The sequence below is a fragment of the Sphingomonas sp. 3-13AW genome (assembly GCF_049311085.1).
Classification (GTDB): domain Bacteria; phylum Pseudomonadota; class Alphaproteobacteria; order Sphingomonadales; family Sphingomonadaceae; genus Sphingomonas.
In genome coordinates, this window is the sequence record NZ_JASNVZ010000005.1 from 1 (window position 1) to 16,946 (window position 16,946).

Consider the following 16,946-nt stretch of genomic DNA (forward strand, 5'->3'; position numbering starts at 1 on the left):
TCGGCAGATGCGGCTCGATCGCCGCCCATGCCTCATCAGACAACCAGAACAGCGCCATCACGCACCTCCCTTGATCCACACCACCGGTGAATCAGGAAAGTCTCACTCCTTCAAGCCGCTGATTGGGTTTGGACCCTAGGTCGCCGCCCTCCACCAGCAGGCTGTCCGGGCCGGTCGCGGTCGGGAAATGCAGCAGCGACCAACCGGGGAAGGTGTGACCGGACGCTGCGCCCAGATCGGCCCTTGCTGCCTGTGCGCGCGCCGCCACCTGCCCCCGTTCGCAAAGGGCGTCATCGGCAGTCCGCGCAAGAAACAGACCTCCCACGGATCGGCTATCCCTGCGCCGGTTCCAACGTCGCCGGTGCGGCCTTGCTGCGTCCGGTGCGGATGGGGCGCCATTGGCCTTCGGCGCGCTTGCGGGAGAGGTAGCCGTCGAGGCCCATTTGCGCGCCCAGCAGCATGAAGACGAAGGGGTTGAACGCGATGGCCACAAAGGCCGCGCCCAGGAGGTAGATGAGATGCGCGTGCTGAAGCGCGGTCGCCAGCGGCGCCGCCCAGGCAAGGTCCGGCGGCGCCTTGGCATAGCGGCGGCGCACCACCTCCATGCGGAACAGCCCGCCCAGGTGGATCGTCAGCCATAGTGCCAGGCCGAAATAGCCCTGTTCGCCGAGCATTTCGAAATAAGCGCTGTGGTAGGCGCGCGCCTGGTCGACCTGCAGCGCACGCTCGACCGTGGCGTTGTTGCCGTCGCCGACCGTCGCGACCGTGTCATAGCGGATGCGGTTCTGGCGATAGGCGTCGAACCCGCCCCCCATCGGATGGTCCGCCACATAATCGAGCGTCCACTTCCACACCGCCAGCCGGGTCGATGCGGAAGCGTCCGCCTGGTAGGTGCGGATCGTGTCCATGCGCTCGGTGAAGGTGGAGGGCAGCAGCGGGACCGCGATCAGGCCCGCGACTCCGAGTGCGGCGATGTAGAGCACCCGGCGCTTGACCTCACGCAGCATCAGCACGGCGAGCAGTCCGACGCACAACAGGCCGGTGCGTGCCGACGTCCCGATCGGGATCAGCAGGCAGGAAAAACTCAGCGCATAGCAATAGGTCCGCACGCGCCAGTCCGGCGGAAAGACCGTCCCGAAGCGGGTGAACCACAGGATGATCGGAACGATCGCGACCGCCACGGCCGAGATGGTGCTGCTCTCGTACAAGCCAGCGTTGTTGGAAACCATCAGGTTGAGCTCGCCATAGCCGCCGCCGGTCACCAGCGTCTTGATGCCCCCCACCACGATGATCGACCCGGCCGACAGCATCATGAACAGCAGCAGCGCCTCGATCCTCAGGCGCGTGCGCAGGGTCAGCGGCAGGAAGATCGCAAAGGCCACCGCCTTCCAGACCCAGTCCCATTTGGCGGCGGCCTCCAGCGGGAAATCGGCATGGGTGGTGGTGTACCAGCACCAGCCAAGCAGCAGCACCAGCAGCAGCTGCCGCGGCGCCACCCGTGTGCCGCGCTTGTCGTCGGCAATCAGCCACCCGCCCACCGCGAATGCGGCCGCGATGGCCGAGATCGGCACGGTGTTCAGGAGCAGGTAGGTCAGCCGCTGGGGCGAGACGATATCGATATAGGCATAGGCCAACACGAACATGAACGGCCGGCGGAAACCGAAAGCGAACAGCGTTGCCAGGAAGCCGACAAAGAAAAAATCACGCACCGAAGCGCTTTCCGCGGCGCGGCTTTGCGCCCTTTTGGGAATCGTCCGCTTCCCGGTCCAGGTCGGGCCGGCGCATCAGCAGCCACGCCGCCAGCAGCATCAGCCCGTGGGACAGGGCGAGCGAGAAATTGTCGATCATTGTGCCGCTTTCCTACCCCCTGGCTCCCGGAAGACTGCACAAGGACGGTTGACGCCGCGTTAAATGCTTTCAAGGCAGGATACCAGCATGCGCATCCTGCACGTCCTCGATCATAGCCTGCCGCTCCATAGCGGTTACACCTTTCGCACGCGTGCCATCCTGAAGGCGCAGATCGCCCGCGGATGGAGCGTCGCAGGGGTCACCGGCGCGCGCCAGGGCGGCCATGCCGCGTCGGAAGAGACGATCGACGGCCTGCACTTCTACCGGACCGAGGCGCCACGGCCGGCCCGCGCCCCGCTGGGGGAACTGCGGGAGGTGGCGGCGCTCGCCCGCCGGGTTGAACAGGCAGTCGAGGCGTTCCGGCCGGACGTGCTGCATGCGCATTCCCCGCTTCTCGACGGGCTGGCCGCGCTGATCGTTGCGCGCCGACGCAAGCTGCCGCTGGTCTACGAAATCCGCGCCTTCTGGGAGGATGCGGCGGTCGGTAACGGGACGGGGCGGGAGGGTTCGCCGCGCTACCGCGCGACTCGCGCGCTCGAAACCTGGCTGGTCCGCCGGGCCGATGCGGTGGCGGTGATCTGCGACGGCCTGAAGCGCGACCTGGTTGCGCGCGGCATTGCCTCCAGCAAGGTCTTCGTGTCGCCCAACGGCGTCGACATGACCCTGTTCGGCGATCCGCCGCCCCCCGACGCGGCACTCGCCCGCGAACTGGGGCTGACGGGGGAGACGATCGGCTTCATCGGCAGCTTCTACGATTATGAAGGGCTGGATGACCTGATCGCGGCGATGCCGGCGCTGGTTGCGCGGCGTCCCGGCGTAAAGCTGCTGCTGGTAGGCGGCGGTCCGATGGAGGCCAGCCTGCGTGCCCAGGCGGCGGCATCGCCCGCGGCCGACGCGATCCGCTTCGTCGGGCGAGTCCCGCACGAGGCGGTGGAGCGCTATTACGGGCTGGCCGACGTGCTGGTCTATCCGCGCAAGCACATGCGGCTCACCGATCTCGTCACGCCGCTCAAGCCGCTGGAGGCGATGGCGCAGCGACGGCTGGTCGCCGCATCCGACGTCGGCGGCCATCGTGAGTTGATCCGCGACGGCGATACCGGCACCCTGTTTCCGGCGGACGATCCGCAGGCGCTGGCGGAACGTGTCGGCGGGTTGCTCGCAAACCGCTCGGATTGGGAGGCGATGCGCAGCCGCGCCCGCGCCTTTGTCGAGCGTGAGCGTAACTGGTCGTCAAATGTTTCGCGCTACGAACCCGTGTACCACGCGCTTGTCAAAGGCCTCGCAACGGACGCACCATGGACGCCACAGTCGCTCCCCGACGCATGATCCTGCCCGCAGCCACCGCTGCCGCTGCCCTGGGTGGCGCGATGGCGGGCCTGGTCGTGCTGCTCCTTCCCACCGCCTGGATCGAGGCGCAGGTCGCCGCCAGCGGTCTGCCCGGCCTGATCGCCGCGGCATCGCCGCCGCTGGGGCTCACCGCGCGAATCGCGTTGATGCTGGTGATGGGCGCCGCCGCTGCCATGCTGATGTGGGGGCTGGGCCGGATGGTCTTCGGGCGCCTGCCGGTGGTGGTGCGGCTTCCCCGGATGCAGCGGCCCCGCGCCGACCGGGATGAGGTCGCTGCCATTCCGGTACTGCGCCGCGGCGATGCGCATCCCGATGCGCCGGCGCGGGCGCCGGTGCTCGCGATGCGTGATCTCGGCACGCCGTTCCTGGAAATCACCGCCACAAGCAGCGTCGACGTGGTCGTCGCCGAGCCGGTGGAGCAGCCGCTGCCCGCCGACCTCGACCTGCCGCTCGCCGCGTTTGACCCACAGGCGATACCGCCCGTGGTCGAGCCCGTCCGCCCGCTGTTCAGTGTCGACCCGGCCACGGGCGGAGAGGGGGATGCAGTGCTGCTGACCCCCCAGATCCGCGCCGGTTTCGCCGTGCCGCCGGAGCCGGAGCCCGACCAGACGCCGGTCGAAGAGGCGTCGACCCGGGCCTTGCTGGTCCGGCTCGAACGCGGGATCGCGCGCCGCGAGCAGAGCACCGGCGCGCCGCTGCCTTCCCGCCGTACCGATGGGGAAGACAATCTTCAGGCGACGCTCGCGTCGCTCCGGCGCTGGGCGACCACCGGCTGAAGATCAGCCCTCCTCCACGGTCAGGATCTCGATCGTGGCGCGCAGCACGTCCCCTTTCGAAGCAGCCGACAACAACGCCAGGTCGGCGACCAGATGCCCACGCACCGGCAGGTCGGCTTCCGGTAGCGCCTCCAGCCATTGCAGCAGGCTCGGCGATAGTGCCCCCACCAACTGCATCCGGTGGCGTGCGCCGGTAAAGGTCGCGCTCGCCCAGGGAACGCTCTCGGCACCGTCGATGCTGAGGCGGTGACCGGCCGCATCGGCGGCGAGGATCAGGCGGCGTTCGACCAGGGTCGCGGCGTCGGGTCCACGTCTCACGCGCGATGCTCCTGTGCTTCGATATAGGTCTCGATCCGCGCCACCGTTTCCGGCCGCGGTTCGCGGCCGTTGCGCAGGTCGCCGACCAGCCGCGGGTCGTGGACCGCCTCCCGCCCGAACACCGTCGGCGGCATGCCGCTGGTGCGGAGGAACTGGTCGATCTTCTGCAGAATTGTCACCCGACAAACTCCTGATTCGCGCTTGCATGTTCCTGTTCTGTTCTGCCAAATCCAACTTGTCTAGGAATTTTCCTGCGGGTACAAGGCGGTGTGGAACCCGACGATCAGCGTGCGGCGCTCGCCGCTCTGGCAGCAGCGCGAGGCGAGAGCCTGGCCGGGCTCTCGCGGCTGCTCGGACGCAATGCCGCCTATCTTCAGCAATATATCGAGCGCGGCAGTCCGCGGATGTTGCGAGAGGAGGATCGGGAGAAGCTGGCCCGTTATCTCGGTGTGCCGGAAGCGCAGCTTGGCGGTCCCGTTGCGACGGGGATCGTCGCGATCCCCCGGCTGGACGTCTCCGCCTCGGCGGGCCCGGGCTCGCTTGTCGAGGAGGAGGTCGCCGCACCGCTGCGGCTCGATGCCGAGTTCGTGCGCGGCCTGGGCGTCCGGCCCGAAGCACTTTCGATGATCACCGTGCGCGGGGACTCGATGGTGCCTACGCTGGCGGACGGCGATGCCATTCTGGTCGACACGCGCGCCCGGGACGGCGGCGAGGGCATCCAGGTGGTGCGGCATGACGGCGTGTTGCTGGTCAAGCGACGGCGCCGGGCGGGGAGGGTGGTCGAGCTGGTCAGCGACAATCCGGCCTATCCGCCGATCGTCGTCGCTTCTGGAGAGCCGCTGGAGATCGTCGGCCGCGTCGTCTGGCTGGCGCGGCGTCTGCGCTGAGGGTCAGCGGCGGTCGACGATCCATACGCCGAGCGCAATCACCACGCCCGCCGAGACCCCGATCAGGAACCCCAGCGTCGGCTGGTGAAAACCGACGGCGCCGATGAACGTGCCGCCCAGTGCACCGGCCGCAATGGCGATGCCGCCGGCGGCGGAATTTCGGGAAGGGCGCGATTGCATGTCTTTCCTGTGCCACGGTCTGCGCGGGGACGCCAGCCGCGCCGGCTGCGGCCTGATTGCAACGGACCGCCCGCGCCGTGCGGTGCGTGGCCGATCGCTGCGCCTAAACGATTGGCTACGGCCGTGAACTCGGTCTAGGGAAGGCCCATGTCGTGGCCTTCCCGCCGGCTCGTTCTGTTCGCTGCCGCCGGGTGCGCCGCCGCACTGGCGCCCGCGGGCGCGCGTGCGCAACAGGCTCCCGTCGCGGATCCGCTCGGTCCCGACACCGACTCCTCGCTCGATCCGGCCTCCCCGCTGTCGCCGATGCCGGACATCGGCGTGGACTGGCCCGATCTGTCACCGGACCCGTCAGAGGCGTCTTCCGTGACGGAACAGGGCGTCGACCTCGCCACGATCGAGCGGCGCTACGGCTATCGCATCACCGGGATCGACGGCATCGGCGGCGACCTGTTCCGCCAGCGCTTCGATGAACTCTCGACCCTGCGCGCCAATGAATCCCATCCGGCGAACGCCGCCCAGATCGAGCGCCGCGCGCGCGCGGACGCGACGCTGCTCAACGAGCTGCTGCGCAACGAAGGCTATTACGACGCGCGGGTGGCCACCGCGACCAGCGCTGCGGACGGCAAGGTGCTCGTCACGCTGCAGGTGGAGCCGGGGCCGCTCTATCGCTTCGATCAGGTAACCTTGCCGGGGAGCGCCGAGGCGGGGGCAAAGGCACCGGCGATCCAGAGCGCGCTTGGCGTGAAGCCGGAGGATCCCGTCAACGGCGACGCGGTGGCGGCGGGCGAGGAGCGCGTGCGCACCGCCGTCGGGCGCGAGGGCTTTCCCTTTGCCCGGGTCCAGCCGCCGGTGGTGGTGGTGGACCACGCCACCCGCACCGCGACGCTGGAGATGCCCGTCGCTCCCGGCGGCGAGCGCCGCTTTGGTCGGATCACCACCCCCGACAACCGCGTCTTCAACGGCAAGCACGTGCAGGAAATCGCGCGCTTCCACCCGGGTGACCAGTTCGATGCCGCCGAGGTGGACGACCTGCGCCGCGCGATCGTGCAGACCGGGCTCGTCTCCTCGGTGCGCATCCGCGAGACCGAGGGCGTGGTCCCGGGCACCGTCGACCTGGCGGTCGCCATGGAGCCGGCGCCGCCGCGCACCATCTCGGGTGAGCTCGGCTATGGCACCGGCGAAGGCGCGCGTGCCGAGCTCAGCTGGACCCACCGCAACCTTTTCCCGCCCGAAGGCGCGCTCACCGTGCGGGGCGTGGCGGGCACGCGCGAGCAATTGGGCGCGCTCACCTTCCGCCGCAACAACTTCCAGGGCCGCGACCGGGTGCTGACCGGCCAGATCTCGGCCTCGCACCTCGAACGTGACGCCTATGAGGCGGATACCTTCTCCATCTCCGGCACGCTCGAACGGCAGACCAACATCTTCTTTCAAAAGAAGTGGGTGTGGTCGGTCGGTGCCGAGCTGATCGCTACCGACGAACGCGACGTGATCGTGTCGACCGGTGAACCGCGGCGGCGGACCTATTTCATCGCCGCGCTGCCCTCGTCGCTCATCTACGACGGTTCCGACGACCTGCTGAACCCGACCCGCGGCTTCCGGCTCGGCGGCCGGCTGAGCCCTGAACTTTCCATGTCCGGCCAGGCATTCGGCTATGCCCGCGCGCAGATCGACGCGAGCACCTATCGCCCCGTGAGCAGCCGTGTCGTGCTTGCCGGTCGGGTCCGGCTCGGTTCCATCCTGGGTGCGCCGCGCGACGCCATTGCGCCCTCCCGTCGCTTCTATGCCGGCGGCGGCGCCTCGGTACGCGGCTACGGCTATCAGGACATCGGCCCGCGCGATCCGAACAACGATCCGATCGGCGGTCGCAGCCTCGCCGAATTCGGGCTGGAGGCGCGCATCCGCGCGTTCGGAAACTTCGGCGTGGTGCCCTTCCTCGATGGCGGCAACATCTACACGTCCACCTTGCCCGACTTCTCGGGCTTCCGGTACGGCGCCGGTCTGGGCGTGCGCTATTACTCCAGCTTCGGTCCGATCCGCGTCGACGTGGGCACGCCGCTCAACCCGCAGAAGGGGGACGCCCGCGTCGCCGTCTATGTGTCGCTGGGACAGGCGTTTTGAACGAGGATGCCGTCCCCGACGACGCGCCCGAGGTGGTCGTCCGTCGCCGCCGCCGCTGGCCGCGCCGCATCGCCAGCGCCATCGTGCTGCTGGTCTTCGCGATCGGCGCGCTGCTGCTGCTCCTCGACACCGGTCCGGGCCATCGCCTGATCGCCAACCGCATCGCCGCGCTGCATCCCGCGGACGGCATGCGCTATCGCATCGGCCGCATCGAGGGTTCGATCTACGGCCGCGCCCGGCTGGTCGACGTCCGCATCTATGATCCCAAGGGGCTGGTCCTGCGCGCGCCGGTGGCCAACCTCGACTGGAACCCGTTCGCCTGGGTCTCGAACCGGCTCGACATCACCCGCCTGGTCATCCCCCGCGCGGTGCTGTCAAAGCTGCCACAGCCCCGGCCGACCGGCCGCAAGGGGCCGATCCTCCCAGGCTTCGACATCCGTATCGGCGCGCTCCGTGTCGACCGATTGGAAATCGCGCCGACGGTGACGGGCGTCGCCCGCGTCGGCAAGCTGCAGGGCCGCGCCGATATCCGCGCCGGCCGCGCGCTCGTGGATCTTGCTGCGCGGGTGGACGGCAGCGATCTGCTGCGCATCCACCTCGACGCGGAACCGGATCGGGATCGCTTCGACGTGGCGGCGCGCGCGATCGGCCGTTCCGACGGCGTGCTCGCGCGCCTGTCCGGCATCCGCCGGCCCTTGTCGCTCCGGGTCGCGGGGGACGGCACCTGGAGCAACTGGCAGGGAAGCGCGCTCGGCATTGCGGGCGATACCCGCGTCATCGACCTCAACCTCGGCAACCGCGCCGGCACCTATACGCTGGGCGGCACGCTCGCGCCTTCCTCGCTGCTCAAGGGCAAGCTGCAGCGACTGTCCGCACCGCGGATCCTGGTGAGCGGCGGCGCGACGCTGGCGAACCGCCGCCTGGAGGGGCGGCTGGGCCTGCGCTCCGCCGCCCTCGCGGTGGAGGCGGAGGGCGCGCTCGACCTCGCCCAAAGCGCCTATCGCGACGTGCGCATTCGCGCCCGGCTGCTGCGCCCGGCCGCCCTGTTCGGCAACATGAGCGGCCGCAACATCGAACTGCGCGCGATCCTGGAGGGCCCCTTTGCCACCGCCGCCTTCGACTATCGCCTCACGGCCGACCGGCTGGCGTTCGACAACACCGGCTTCGAGGGCGCCCGCGCCAGCGGCAAGGGACGGCTGTCGAAAGCGCCGGTAGACGTGCCGATCCGGGTCACCGCCCAGCGCGTTACCGGCGTCGGCGACGTCGCCGGGGGCATCCTGCGCAACCTGTCCGTCGATGGCGTGCTGAAGGTCACGTCCACGACGCTCACCGGCAGCAATCTGCGGTTGCGTTCGGACAAGCTCAACGGCACGATCATGCTGGTGCTCGACCTGCGCACCGGGCGCTACGAAGTGGGGCTGAACGGCGGCCTGCGCCGTTATCTGATCCCCGGTCTCGGCGTGGTCGACGTGCAGTCGCAGCTGACGGCGGTGCCGGGCCCGAACGGGCGCGGCACACGCATCGTCGGGCGCGGCGCCGCGCAGATGGTACGGCTCGACAACGGCTTCTTCCGCTCGCTCACCGAAGGGCTGCCGCGCATCACCACCGGGCTGGAGCGGGGGACGGACGGCGTCCTCTATTTCCGCAATCTGGTACTGACGTCGCCGGGGCTGACGCTCAGCGGCAACGGCTTCCGGCGGCGGGACGGTACGTTCCGCTTCATCGGCCAGGGCCGCCAGCGCACCTATGGTCCGGTCACGCTGGTGCTCGACGGACGCATCGAAAAGCCGACGCTCGATCTCCAGTTCCAGCGGCCGAACGACACGCTCGGGCTGGCCGACGTGACCGCACACCTCGACCCTGTGGCGGAGGGCTACGCCTTCACCGCTGAGGGCGAGTCGCGGCTGGGGCCGTTCACCGGGGCCGGGCGCATCCTGCTGCCGCGCGGCCAGGACGCCAGCATCGCCGTCGACCGGCTCGACGTCAGCGGTACCCGCGCAAGCGGCGCGATCGCGATCGTCGAGGGCGGCTTCGACGGTCGCCTGGCGTTCGGCGGCGGCGGCCTTTCCGGCGAAGTGCGCTTCGTGCCGCAAGGCGACATCCAGCGCATCGACATCACCGCGGACGCCCGCAACGCGCAACTTGGCGAGCAGGGCCGGGTCCGCAGCGGCCGGCTGGAAGCGAGCGTGCTGCTCGACCCGGAGGGCACCGCGATCGATGCCACCCTGTCGGCACAAGGGGTGCGCCGCGGCGCCCTCTCGATCGGCCGGGTCGCCGCCAATGCCAAGCTGCGCGGGGGCGAGGGCGAAGTTCGCGCGTCTATCGCCGGTTCGCAGGGGCGGGCGTTCAACATCCAGTCGATCACCCAGGTGACTGCCGACGAATATCGCGTCCAGGCGCAGGGCACGCTCGACGGCCGGCCGCTCAAGCTGGAGACGCCGGCGGTGATCCGGCACGAGGAGGACGGCGGCTGGCGGATCGCGCCGACGCGCTTCACCTTTGCCGGTGGAGAGGCGGAGGCGTCGGGCCGCTTCGGCGCTGGCGAAACCGAGGTGGCGCTGCAGCTGACGCGCATGCCCCTGTCGGTGCTCGACATCGGCTATCCGGGTCTTGGCTTGAGCGGCAATGCTTCGGGCAAGCTCGACTATACCTTGCGCGATGGCATCCCCAGCGGGCGCGTCAACATGACCGTCCGTGGATTGTCGCGGGCCGGACTGGTGCTGGACTCGCGGCCGATCGACATCGGCGTGGCGGCGGTGCTCGACTCCGGCAAGGTCGGCGCCCGCGCGCTGCTCGCGAGCGGCGGCAAGATCATCGGCCGCGCGCAGGCGCGGCTGGCGCCGCTCGGCAGCGGCGGCACGCTTGCAAGCCGGATCGCCAACGCGCCGCTGGTCGGCCAGCTGCGCTACGACGGACCCGCCGATACGCTCTGGCGGATGACCGGCATCGAATTGTTCGACCTTTCGGGTCCGCTCGCGATCGGCGCCGACGTGAGCGGCCGGCTGGCGGACCCGCAGATCCGCGGATTGCTGCGCGCCACCAACGCACGTATCGAAAGCGCCGCGACCGGCACCGTGCTGACCCAGGTCAACGCGCAGGGCCGGTTCGGCGGCTCCCGCCTGGTGATCGACCAGTTCTCCGCGAGCGACGGGCGCTCGGGTCAGGTGAGCGGAACCGGCGCCTTCGATCTCGCGGCCGTGCGCGGCTTCGGCATCGACCTGACGTTGAACGCCAAAAGCGCGCGCCTGATCAACACCGACACGCTGGCCGCCACCGTCACCGGCCCGATCACCTTCCGCTCCGATGGTTCGGGCGGCGTGATCGGCGGAGAGGTTCGCATCAACGAAGGGCGCTACCAGCTGGGCAAGGCTTCCTCGAGCACGCCGCTGCCCCGGATCAATGTCCGCGAGATCAATCTGCCCGGCGGAGACGAGATTGAGGAAGCGCCGCGCCGTCCGTGGCGGATGAACATCCACGCCCGCGCGACCAAGGGGCTGGTGGTGACCGGCCTGGGTCTCCGGAGCGAATGGTCCGCCGACCTCGATATTCGCGGGGAGCCGACCAACCCCTCGATCCGCGGCCGCGCGGACCTGGTGCAGGGCGACGTCGAATTCGCGGGCCGCGAGTTCGAATTGAAGCGCGGCGTCATCCAGTTCGACGGGTCGGTTCCCGCCAACCCGGCGCTCGACATCTCCGCCGACGGAGATGCGGAAGGGTTGAACGCGACGATCCGGGTCACGGGCACGGCGGAGAAGCCGGAGATTGATTTCACCAGCACACCGGCGCTGCCGCAGGACGAGCTGCTTTCGCGGCTGTTGTTCGGTACCTCCATCACCAACCTGTCGGCACCCGAGGCGCTGCAGCTGGCGTCCGCGGTTGCGGCACTGCAGGACGGCGACTCAGGCCTCGACCCGATCAACGCGGTGCGGCGGGCGACCGGGCTCGATCGCTTGCGCATCCTCCCGGCCGATCCGCAGACGGGGCAGGGGACGTCGGTCGCCGCCGGCAAATATCTCACGCGCCGGCTCTATGCGGAAATCGTGACCGACGGGCAGGGCTATTCCGCCACCAATGTCGAGTTCCGCGTGACCCGCTGGCTGTCGCTGCTGGCTTCGGTTTCGACGATCGGCCGCCAAAGCGCCAATCTCCGCGCCTCCCGCGATTATTGATCGGCAACGCGGGGCCCGCTCGGGCGTTGCGATGCCGTGTTGGTTGCTGGGGGTCTCGCGGTCGCATGACAATGCCGCAAATCCTGTCCGTCTGCGTGCTGACGGGCATGATGCTGCTCTTCGTCTGGGGCAAATTCCGCTACGATATGACGGCCGTGATCGCGCTGTTGACGGCGATCGCCCTCGGACTGGTGAAGCCGGAGGACGCCTTCAGCGGCTTTTCCGACGACATCGTCGTCATCGTCGCATCCGCCCTCGTCATCAGTGGGGCGGTGCAGCGATCGGGCGTCATCGAACGGTTGCTGCGGGTCGTCCAGAAATACGTCACCCGCCTGCCGTCTCAGCTGATGGTGTTGTGCGCCTCGGTCGGTTTCGCCTCCGCGCTCGTCAAGAATATTGGCGCGCTGGCGATGCTGATGCCGGCCGCGTTCCAGATGGCGAAGCGTTCGAAGGGTTCGCCTTCCGCGCTGCTGATGCCGATGTCCTTCGCGTCGCTGCTCGGCGGCCTGATGACCCTTGTGGGCACGTCCCCCAACATCATCGTCAGCCGCGTGCGCGAGGAGATGACCGGCACGCCGTTCCGCATGTTCGACTATCTGCCCGTTGGGCTCGGCCTCACCGTCATGGGGCTTATCTTCCTGCGCTTCGGCTATCGGCTGCTGCCCGCGGACCGTCGCGCAGCGCCGACCATGGGCGAGGCGCTCGACGTCCAGGACTATGTGACCGAAGCCGGCGTCTCCGAGCGATCGGAAGCGGTCGGAGAGACGATCGCGGCCTTTGTCGCCCGCCACGGGCATGACGTCACCGTAACCCAGGTGCTGCGCGCCGGCATCCGCACGACCCCCTGGCCAGAGCTGGAGCTGCGCGCGGGTGACGTGCTGATCCTCGGCGGCGCGCCCGACACGCTGGAGGAGGTTATCGCCGGCGACGCGCTGGAGCTTGAGGGCCATGATCGCGCCAAGCCGATCGGGAGCGAGCGGGACGAAACCGGCGTGATCGAGGCGGTGGTCGGGGCCGATTCCATCCTGGTCGGCCAGACCGCGGGGCGCCTGCTGCTCCAGGCGCGCTATGGCGTGAACCTGATCGCGATTTCCCGTCGTGGAGAGCGCCTGACCCGAAGACTCGCGAACACGGTCCTGTGCCCCGGCGACGTCATCGTGCTGCAGGGGCCGCTGGGCCTGTTGCCGGAGCGGTTGCGGACGCTGGGCTGCCTGCCGCTCGCCGAACGTTCGCTGCGGCTGGGCAATGCGCGCAAGGGGCTGCTGCCGCTCGCGGTGCTTGGCATCGCCATGGCCGCCACTGCCACCGGACTGGTGCCGGTCGCGGTCGCCTTTTTCGCCGCGGCGGCGGTGGTGATCCTCACCGGTGCCCTGCCGGTGCGCGACGCCTACACCCACATCGAATGGCCGATCCTGGTGATGCTCGGCGCGCTGATCCCGGTCAGCGACACGCTGCGCACCACCGGCATGAGCGATGTCATCGGCATCTGGCTGTCGCAGGCGGCGGCCTCGATGCCGGCCTGGGGCGCCGTGGCGCTGATCCTGATGGCGGCAATGGCGGTGACACCGTTTCTCAACAATGCCGCGACCGTTCTGGTGATGGCCCCGATCGCCGCGACCTTTGCGACGGACCTCGGCTATCGGCCGGAGGCGTTCCTGATGGCGACGGCGGTCGGGGCAGGGTGCGACTTCCTCACGCCCATCGGCCACCAGTGCAACACGCTGGTGATGGGCCCCGGCGGCTATCGCTTTGGCGACTATGCGCGGCTGGGGGCGCCGCTCTCGTTGCTGGTGCTGCTGGTCGGCACGCCGCTCATCCTTTGGGTCTGGCCGGTCCACTGACGCGGCGGCTTGGGTGCCGGGTCTCACCGATCCTGGACGCAAGAAGGGCGCCCGGAACGCTCCGGACGCCCTTCCTGTTGACCGATCCTTTCGGGATCAGGCCGAATAATACATGTCGAACTCGACCGGGCTCGGGGTCATTTCCCAACGGGCGACCTCGGCGCGCTTGATCTCGACATAGGCCTCGATCTGATCCTTCGAGAACACGTCGCCCTTCAGCAGGAAGTCGTGATCGCCCTCGAGGCTGTCGAGCGCTTCGCGCAGCGAGCCGCAGACGGTCGGGACCTGGGCGAGCTCTGCCGGCGGCAGGTCGTACAGGTTCTTGTCCATCGCCTCGCCCGGGTGGATCTTGTTCTGGATGCCGTCCAGGCCCGCCATCATCAGCGCCGCATAGGCGAGATAGGGGTTGGCCATCGCATCCGGGAAGCGGACCTCGACGCGCTTGGACTTCGGGCCCGTGCCGTACGGGATGCGGCACGACGCCGAGCGGTTGCGCGCCGAATAGGCGAGCAGCACCGGCGCCTCATAGCCCGGGACCAGCCGCTTGTAGCTGTTGGTCGACGGGTTGGTGAAGGCGTTCAGCGACTTGGCATGCTTGATGATGCCGCCGATGAAATACAGGCAGGTGTCGGACAGGCCCGCATAGCCCTCGCCCGCGAACAGGGGATTGCCCTCGTTCCAGATCGAGAAGTGGGTGTGCATGCCGGAGCCGTTATCTTCCTTGATCGGCTTGGGCATGAAGGTCGCGGTCTTGCCGTACGCATGTGCCACCTGGTGCACGACATACTTGTAGATCTGCATGCGGTCGGCAGTGGTGGTGAGCGTGCCATAGGTCAGGCCCAGCTCATGCTGTGCCGCAGCCACCTCGTGGTGGTGCTTGTCGCAGGGCAGGCCCATTTCGAGCATGGTCGAAACCATCTCGCCGCGGATGTCGACGGCGCTGTCGACCGGCGCGACCGGGAAATAGCCGCCCTTGGCGCGCGGGCGGTGGGCCATGTTGCCGGACTCATATTCGCGACCGGTGTTGGTCGGCAGCTCGATGTCGTCCAGCTTGTAATAGCTGGTCGAATAGCTGTTCTCGAACCGCACGTCGTCGAACATGAAGAACTCGGCCTCGGGGCCGACATAGACGGTGTCGCCGATGCCCGTGGTCTTGAGGTAGGCCTCGGCGCGCTTCGCGGTCGAGCGCGGGTCGCGGGCATAGAGCTCACCGGTCGACGGCTCGACCACGTCGCAGAACAGGATCAGCATCGGCGTTGCCGAGAACGGATCGACGTACACCGCGTCCAGGTCCGGCTTCAGGACCATGTCGGACTCGTTGATGGCCTTCCAGCCCTCGATCGAGGAACCGTCGAACATCAGGCCGTCGGTCAGCTCGTCCTCGGTCAGGATCGATGCGACCATCGAGAGGTGCTGCCACTTGCCCTTGGGATCAGTGAAACGAAGATCGATCCACTCGATCTCCTGATCCTTGATCATCTTCAGGATCGTGCTGGCGGTATTGGCCATCGGAACTAAGCCCTTTCTGGAAAAAACAACTGCCTCGCGAATCGCGCAACCATATTGCGATTACCCGCGGTTGAACCCTTGCTGCAATGCGTCGATGGGATCAGATCGCGTCTTCGTTCCGCTCCCCGGTGCGGATGCGAAGTGCGGTCTCGACGGGGATGACGAAGATCTTGCCGTCGCCGATGCGACCGGTCTGGGCGGCGCCGGCGATCGCCTCGACCACGCGCTCGGCCAGGCTGTCCTCGACGACGACTTCCAGCTTCACCTTGGGCAGGAAGTCGACCACATATTCCGCGCCGCGATACAGCTCGGTATGGCCCTTCTGCCGGCCGAAACCCTTGGCTTCGGTGACGGTGATGCCGCTCACTCCGACCTCGTGAAGCGCTTCCTTCACCTCATCCAGCTTGAACGGCTTGATGATGGCCTCGATCTTCTTCATGCCTCGACTAATCCCCCCGGCCAGACCTGGCCTCGACACGCACCTTGCCAATCAAGAACCGTGCCAAGGCACGAATCATGGGGGTGAGCATCCCCTATCCAGCCGCTCCTGTCGATCCTGCCCGCCTTTTCGGCAGAACCGGGAGAAGTGCCCGGTTTTTGAGCAGGTGCGTCAAAATGGGCGGCCACCGGTAGCGCTCCCGCTACTCCTCAGGAGTGCCGCCGAAATAAATCCACGCTTCGAGAAGCGTCAGTAATGCCCTTAACTCCACTACTTGCGTACAAATAGATCCTCTGCGCAGACTGTGTTGCATGAAGAACATTGTCATGTTCGCGATGGTGTTGTTGCCCCTCAACGCCGCATCGTCGCAGTCCTATCCTGGGCCAGGGATGGAGGGCGGGCCACCGGCTCAGGCCGCGCCCCCGTCGTGGCAGCTGACCGCGTGGATGCCGGGAGAGGTTCGCTGCGGAAGTACGGTGGTCGCCGCGACAGCGATGCGGCGTCCGCTGACCGCGATTCGATGGAGCAGCGGGGGTCGCTCTGCAGAAGCGATGACCTATCGTTTTCGCATCGATGCCACAGGCCGGCCTCTGTCGATCCGGCCCGATCCCGCGCCCGGGCCCGTCCCTGGGCTATGGACGGAGGATGTCGCGCCGTCGCTGGCCGCGAGCGTGTTTGCGGCCGGTGTTGCGCAGCCGGACTGCTCCATCACCTACACGCTCCGGGCGACGTCCCCCGCGGAGACGCCCGTTGGGGACCTGATTTCTTATACGCTGACGCCGCTTTCCGGAAAATTGCCGGCCGACGGCTGGGCTAGGATCTTTTCGCCCGAGAGCACATGCCTGAAGGAGCCCCGGCCGAGTCCGCTGATGGCGGCCTTCCCGGACTTCAGTACGCTGCCGGGCACCCCTGGAGCGCGGGATTGGACCATGATCGCCTATGATCAGGACAAGCGGGGCGATCCGGTCCACGTCCGCACCGCCTATGGCACCGGAAACGCCGCGCTCGACCGCGCCGGCGTTGAGGCATTCCGAAAGTCGCGCTTCACGGGCGGAGCACGCGCGGGATGCATGTACCCCTATTGGCGCAACGCCGCGACTCTCGCGGCGCCCGAGGCGCCGGCCGAAGATGCGCTGCGGCCGGCGGGCAGCAATTGCTCGCATTCGGACGATTGGACCAGGCCTCCGGCGCTGCGCTATCCGCAGGCCTATCAGCGGCGCTCGATCGAGGGATGGGCGGTCGTGGCATTCGACGTGGCGCCCTGGGGAGAGCTGGGCAACCTGCGCGTCCTGGCGAGCGAACCGACCTCCGACTTCGGAGTGCAGGCAATCGGGGTTCTTCGTTCCGCCCGAAAGCCGGCGTCTGCCACGGGGCTTTCAGGCTGCGTCGAGCGGGTGTTCTTCCGGATTGCCGCGGCGGGTTTGTCGCCGGACGACGGATCCGTCTGACCCCGGCGAAATGCCCGGGAAGCCCTGTTCTTATGCGGCGGTTCGTGCGACCAGCATCGCAATAGT

At 68.3% G+C, this 16,946-nt stretch carries 14 protein-coding genes; 7 read left to right on the forward strand and 7 right to left on the reverse strand.

The features are described from left to right. Positions 1–332: 332 nt before the first annotated feature. Together QP045_RS07825 and QP045_RS07830 are read right to left on the reverse strand one after the other, a co-directional pair. Complete coding sequence (locus QP045_RS07825) at positions 333–1,709, reverse strand: putative O-glycosylation ligase, exosortase A system-associated (RefSeq protein WP_422514419.1); 1,377 nt, start codon at positions 1,707–1,709, stop codon at positions 333–335. Further along, positions 1,702–1,848 carry a hypothetical protein gene (locus QP045_RS07830; RefSeq protein WP_422514420.1) on the reverse strand — a complete coding sequence of 49 codons (147 nt, stop codon included), beginning with the start codon at positions 1,846–1,848 and terminating at the stop codon, positions 1,702–1,704. Before QP045_RS07830 ends, QP045_RS07825 begins: the two co-directional genes overlap by 8 nt. An 87-nt stretch (positions 1,849–1,935) precedes the next feature. On the opposite strand from QP045_RS07830, the gene QP045_RS07835 reads away from it, so the two are divergent. Beyond that, positions 1,936–3,174 (forward strand): TIGR04063 family PEP-CTERM/XrtA system glycosyltransferase, encoded by a 1,239-nt coding sequence (locus tag QP045_RS07835; RefSeq protein ID WP_422514421.1) that lies wholly within the window; start codon positions 1,936–1,938, stop codon positions 3,172–3,174. Beyond that, positions 3,144–3,971: a hypothetical protein gene (locus QP045_RS07840; protein ID WP_422514422.1), complete on the forward strand. Its 828-nt coding sequence runs from the start codon at positions 3,144–3,146 to the stop codon at positions 3,969–3,971. The genes QP045_RS07835 and QP045_RS07840 overlap by 31 nt, the downstream gene beginning before the upstream one ends. Positions 3,972–3,974: 3 nt before the next feature. On the opposite strand, the gene QP045_RS07845 is transcribed toward QP045_RS07840, so the two are convergent. Further along, on the reverse strand, positions 3,975–4,289 hold the full coding sequence (locus QP045_RS07845) for a hypothetical protein (protein WP_422514423.1): 315 nt from the start codon (positions 4,287–4,289) through the stop codon (positions 3,975–3,977). Next, on the reverse strand, positions 4,286–4,468 hold the full coding sequence (locus QP045_RS07850) for a hypothetical protein (protein WP_422514424.1): 183 nt from the start codon (positions 4,466–4,468) through the stop codon (positions 4,286–4,288). The genes QP045_RS07845 and QP045_RS07850 overlap by 4 nt, the downstream gene beginning before the upstream one ends. Before the next feature lie 90 nt (positions 4,469–4,558). On the opposite strand from QP045_RS07850, the gene QP045_RS07855 reads away from it, so the two are divergent. Next, positions 4,559–5,176: a S24 family peptidase gene (locus tag QP045_RS07855; protein ID WP_422514425.1), complete on the forward strand. Its 618-nt coding sequence runs from the start codon at positions 4,559–4,561 to the stop codon at positions 5,174–5,176. 3 nt (positions 5,177–5,179) lie between these two features. Here QP045_RS07855 and QP045_RS07860 read toward each other — a convergent pair whose 3' ends face one another. Further along, on the reverse strand, positions 5,180–5,356 hold the full coding sequence (locus QP045_RS07860; RefSeq protein ID WP_422514426.1) for a hypothetical protein: 177 nt from the start codon (positions 5,354–5,356) through the stop codon (positions 5,180–5,182). A gap of 147 nt (positions 5,357–5,503) precedes the next feature. On the opposite strand from QP045_RS07860, the gene QP045_RS07865 reads away from it, so the two are divergent. The 3 genes from QP045_RS07865 to QP045_RS07875 all read left to right on the forward strand — a co-directional run bounded on the left by QP045_RS07865 (position 5,504) and on the right by QP045_RS07875 (position 13,484). Beyond that, a complete protein-coding gene (locus tag QP045_RS07865; protein ID WP_422514427.1) occupies positions 5,504–7,474 on the forward strand; it encodes an autotransporter assembly complex protein TamA in 1,971 nt (656 codons plus the stop codon). After that, positions 7,471–11,643: a translocation/assembly module TamB domain-containing protein gene (locus QP045_RS07870; protein ID WP_422514428.1), complete on the forward strand. Its 4,173-nt coding sequence runs from the start codon at positions 7,471–7,473 to the stop codon at positions 11,641–11,643. Before QP045_RS07865 ends, QP045_RS07870 begins: the two co-directional genes overlap by 4 nt. A 65-nt stretch (positions 11,644–11,708) precedes the next feature. Then, positions 11,709–13,484 carry an SLC13 family permease gene (locus QP045_RS07875; protein WP_422514429.1) on the forward strand — a complete coding sequence of 592 codons (1,776 nt, stop codon included), beginning with the start codon at positions 11,709–11,711 and terminating at the stop codon, positions 13,482–13,484. A gap of 96 nt (positions 13,485–13,580) precedes the next feature. On the opposite strand, the gene glnA is transcribed toward QP045_RS07875, so the two are convergent. After that, positions 13,581–14,993 (reverse strand): type I glutamate--ammonia ligase, encoded by a 1,413-nt coding sequence (glnA, locus tag QP045_RS07880; RefSeq protein WP_422514430.1) that lies wholly within the window; start codon positions 14,991–14,993, stop codon positions 13,581–13,583. Positions 14,994–15,093: 100 nt separating this feature from the next. Then, a complete protein-coding gene (locus QP045_RS07885; protein WP_422514431.1) occupies positions 15,094–15,432 on the reverse strand; it encodes a P-II family nitrogen regulator in 339 nt (112 codons plus the stop codon). Between the two features lie 311 nt (positions 15,433–15,743). Here QP045_RS07885 and QP045_RS07890 point away from each other — a divergent pair, with 311 nt between their 5' ends. Beyond that, entirely contained in the window at positions 15,744–16,880 is a 1,137-nt protein-coding gene (locus QP045_RS07890) for a TonB family protein (RefSeq protein ID WP_422514432.1), read from the forward strand. Positions 16,881–16,946: the final 66 nt, after the last annotated feature.

Bases quoted from the DNA above. Each gene is read 5' to 3' on its own strand.
- QP045_RS07830 (WP_422514420.1), bottom strand. From the start codon at position 1,848: ATGATCGACAATTTCTCGCTCGCCCTGTCCCACGGGCTGATGCTGCTG.
- QP045_RS07835 (WP_422514421.1), top strand. From the start codon at position 1,936: ATGCGCATCCTGCACGTCCTCGATCATAGCCTGCCGCTCCATAGCGGT.
- QP045_RS07840 (WP_422514422.1), top strand. From the start codon at position 3,144: ATGGACGCCACAGTCGCTCCCCGACGCATGATCCTGCCCGCAGCCACC.
- QP045_RS07860 (WP_422514426.1), bottom strand. From the start codon at position 5,356: ATGCAATCGCGCCCTTCCCGAAATTCCGCCGCCGGCGGCATCGCCATT.
- QP045_RS07865 (WP_422514427.1), top strand. From the start codon at position 5,504: ATGTCGTGGCCTTCCCGCCGGCTCGTTCTGTTCGCTGCCGCCGGGTGC.
- QP045_RS07875 (WP_422514429.1), top strand. From the start codon at position 11,709: ATGACAATGCCGCAAATCCTGTCCGTCTGCGTGCTGACGGGCATGATG.
- glnA (WP_422514430.1), bottom strand. From the start codon at position 14,993: ATGGCCAATACCGCCAGCACGATCCTGAAGATGATCAAGGATCAGGAG.
- QP045_RS07885 (WP_422514431.1), bottom strand. From the start codon at position 15,432: ATGAAGAAGATCGAGGCCATCATCAAGCCGTTCAAGCTGGATGAGGTG.
- QP045_RS07890 (WP_422514432.1), top strand. From the start codon at position 15,744: ATGAAGAACATTGTCATGTTCGCGATGGTGTTGTTGCCCCTCAACGCC.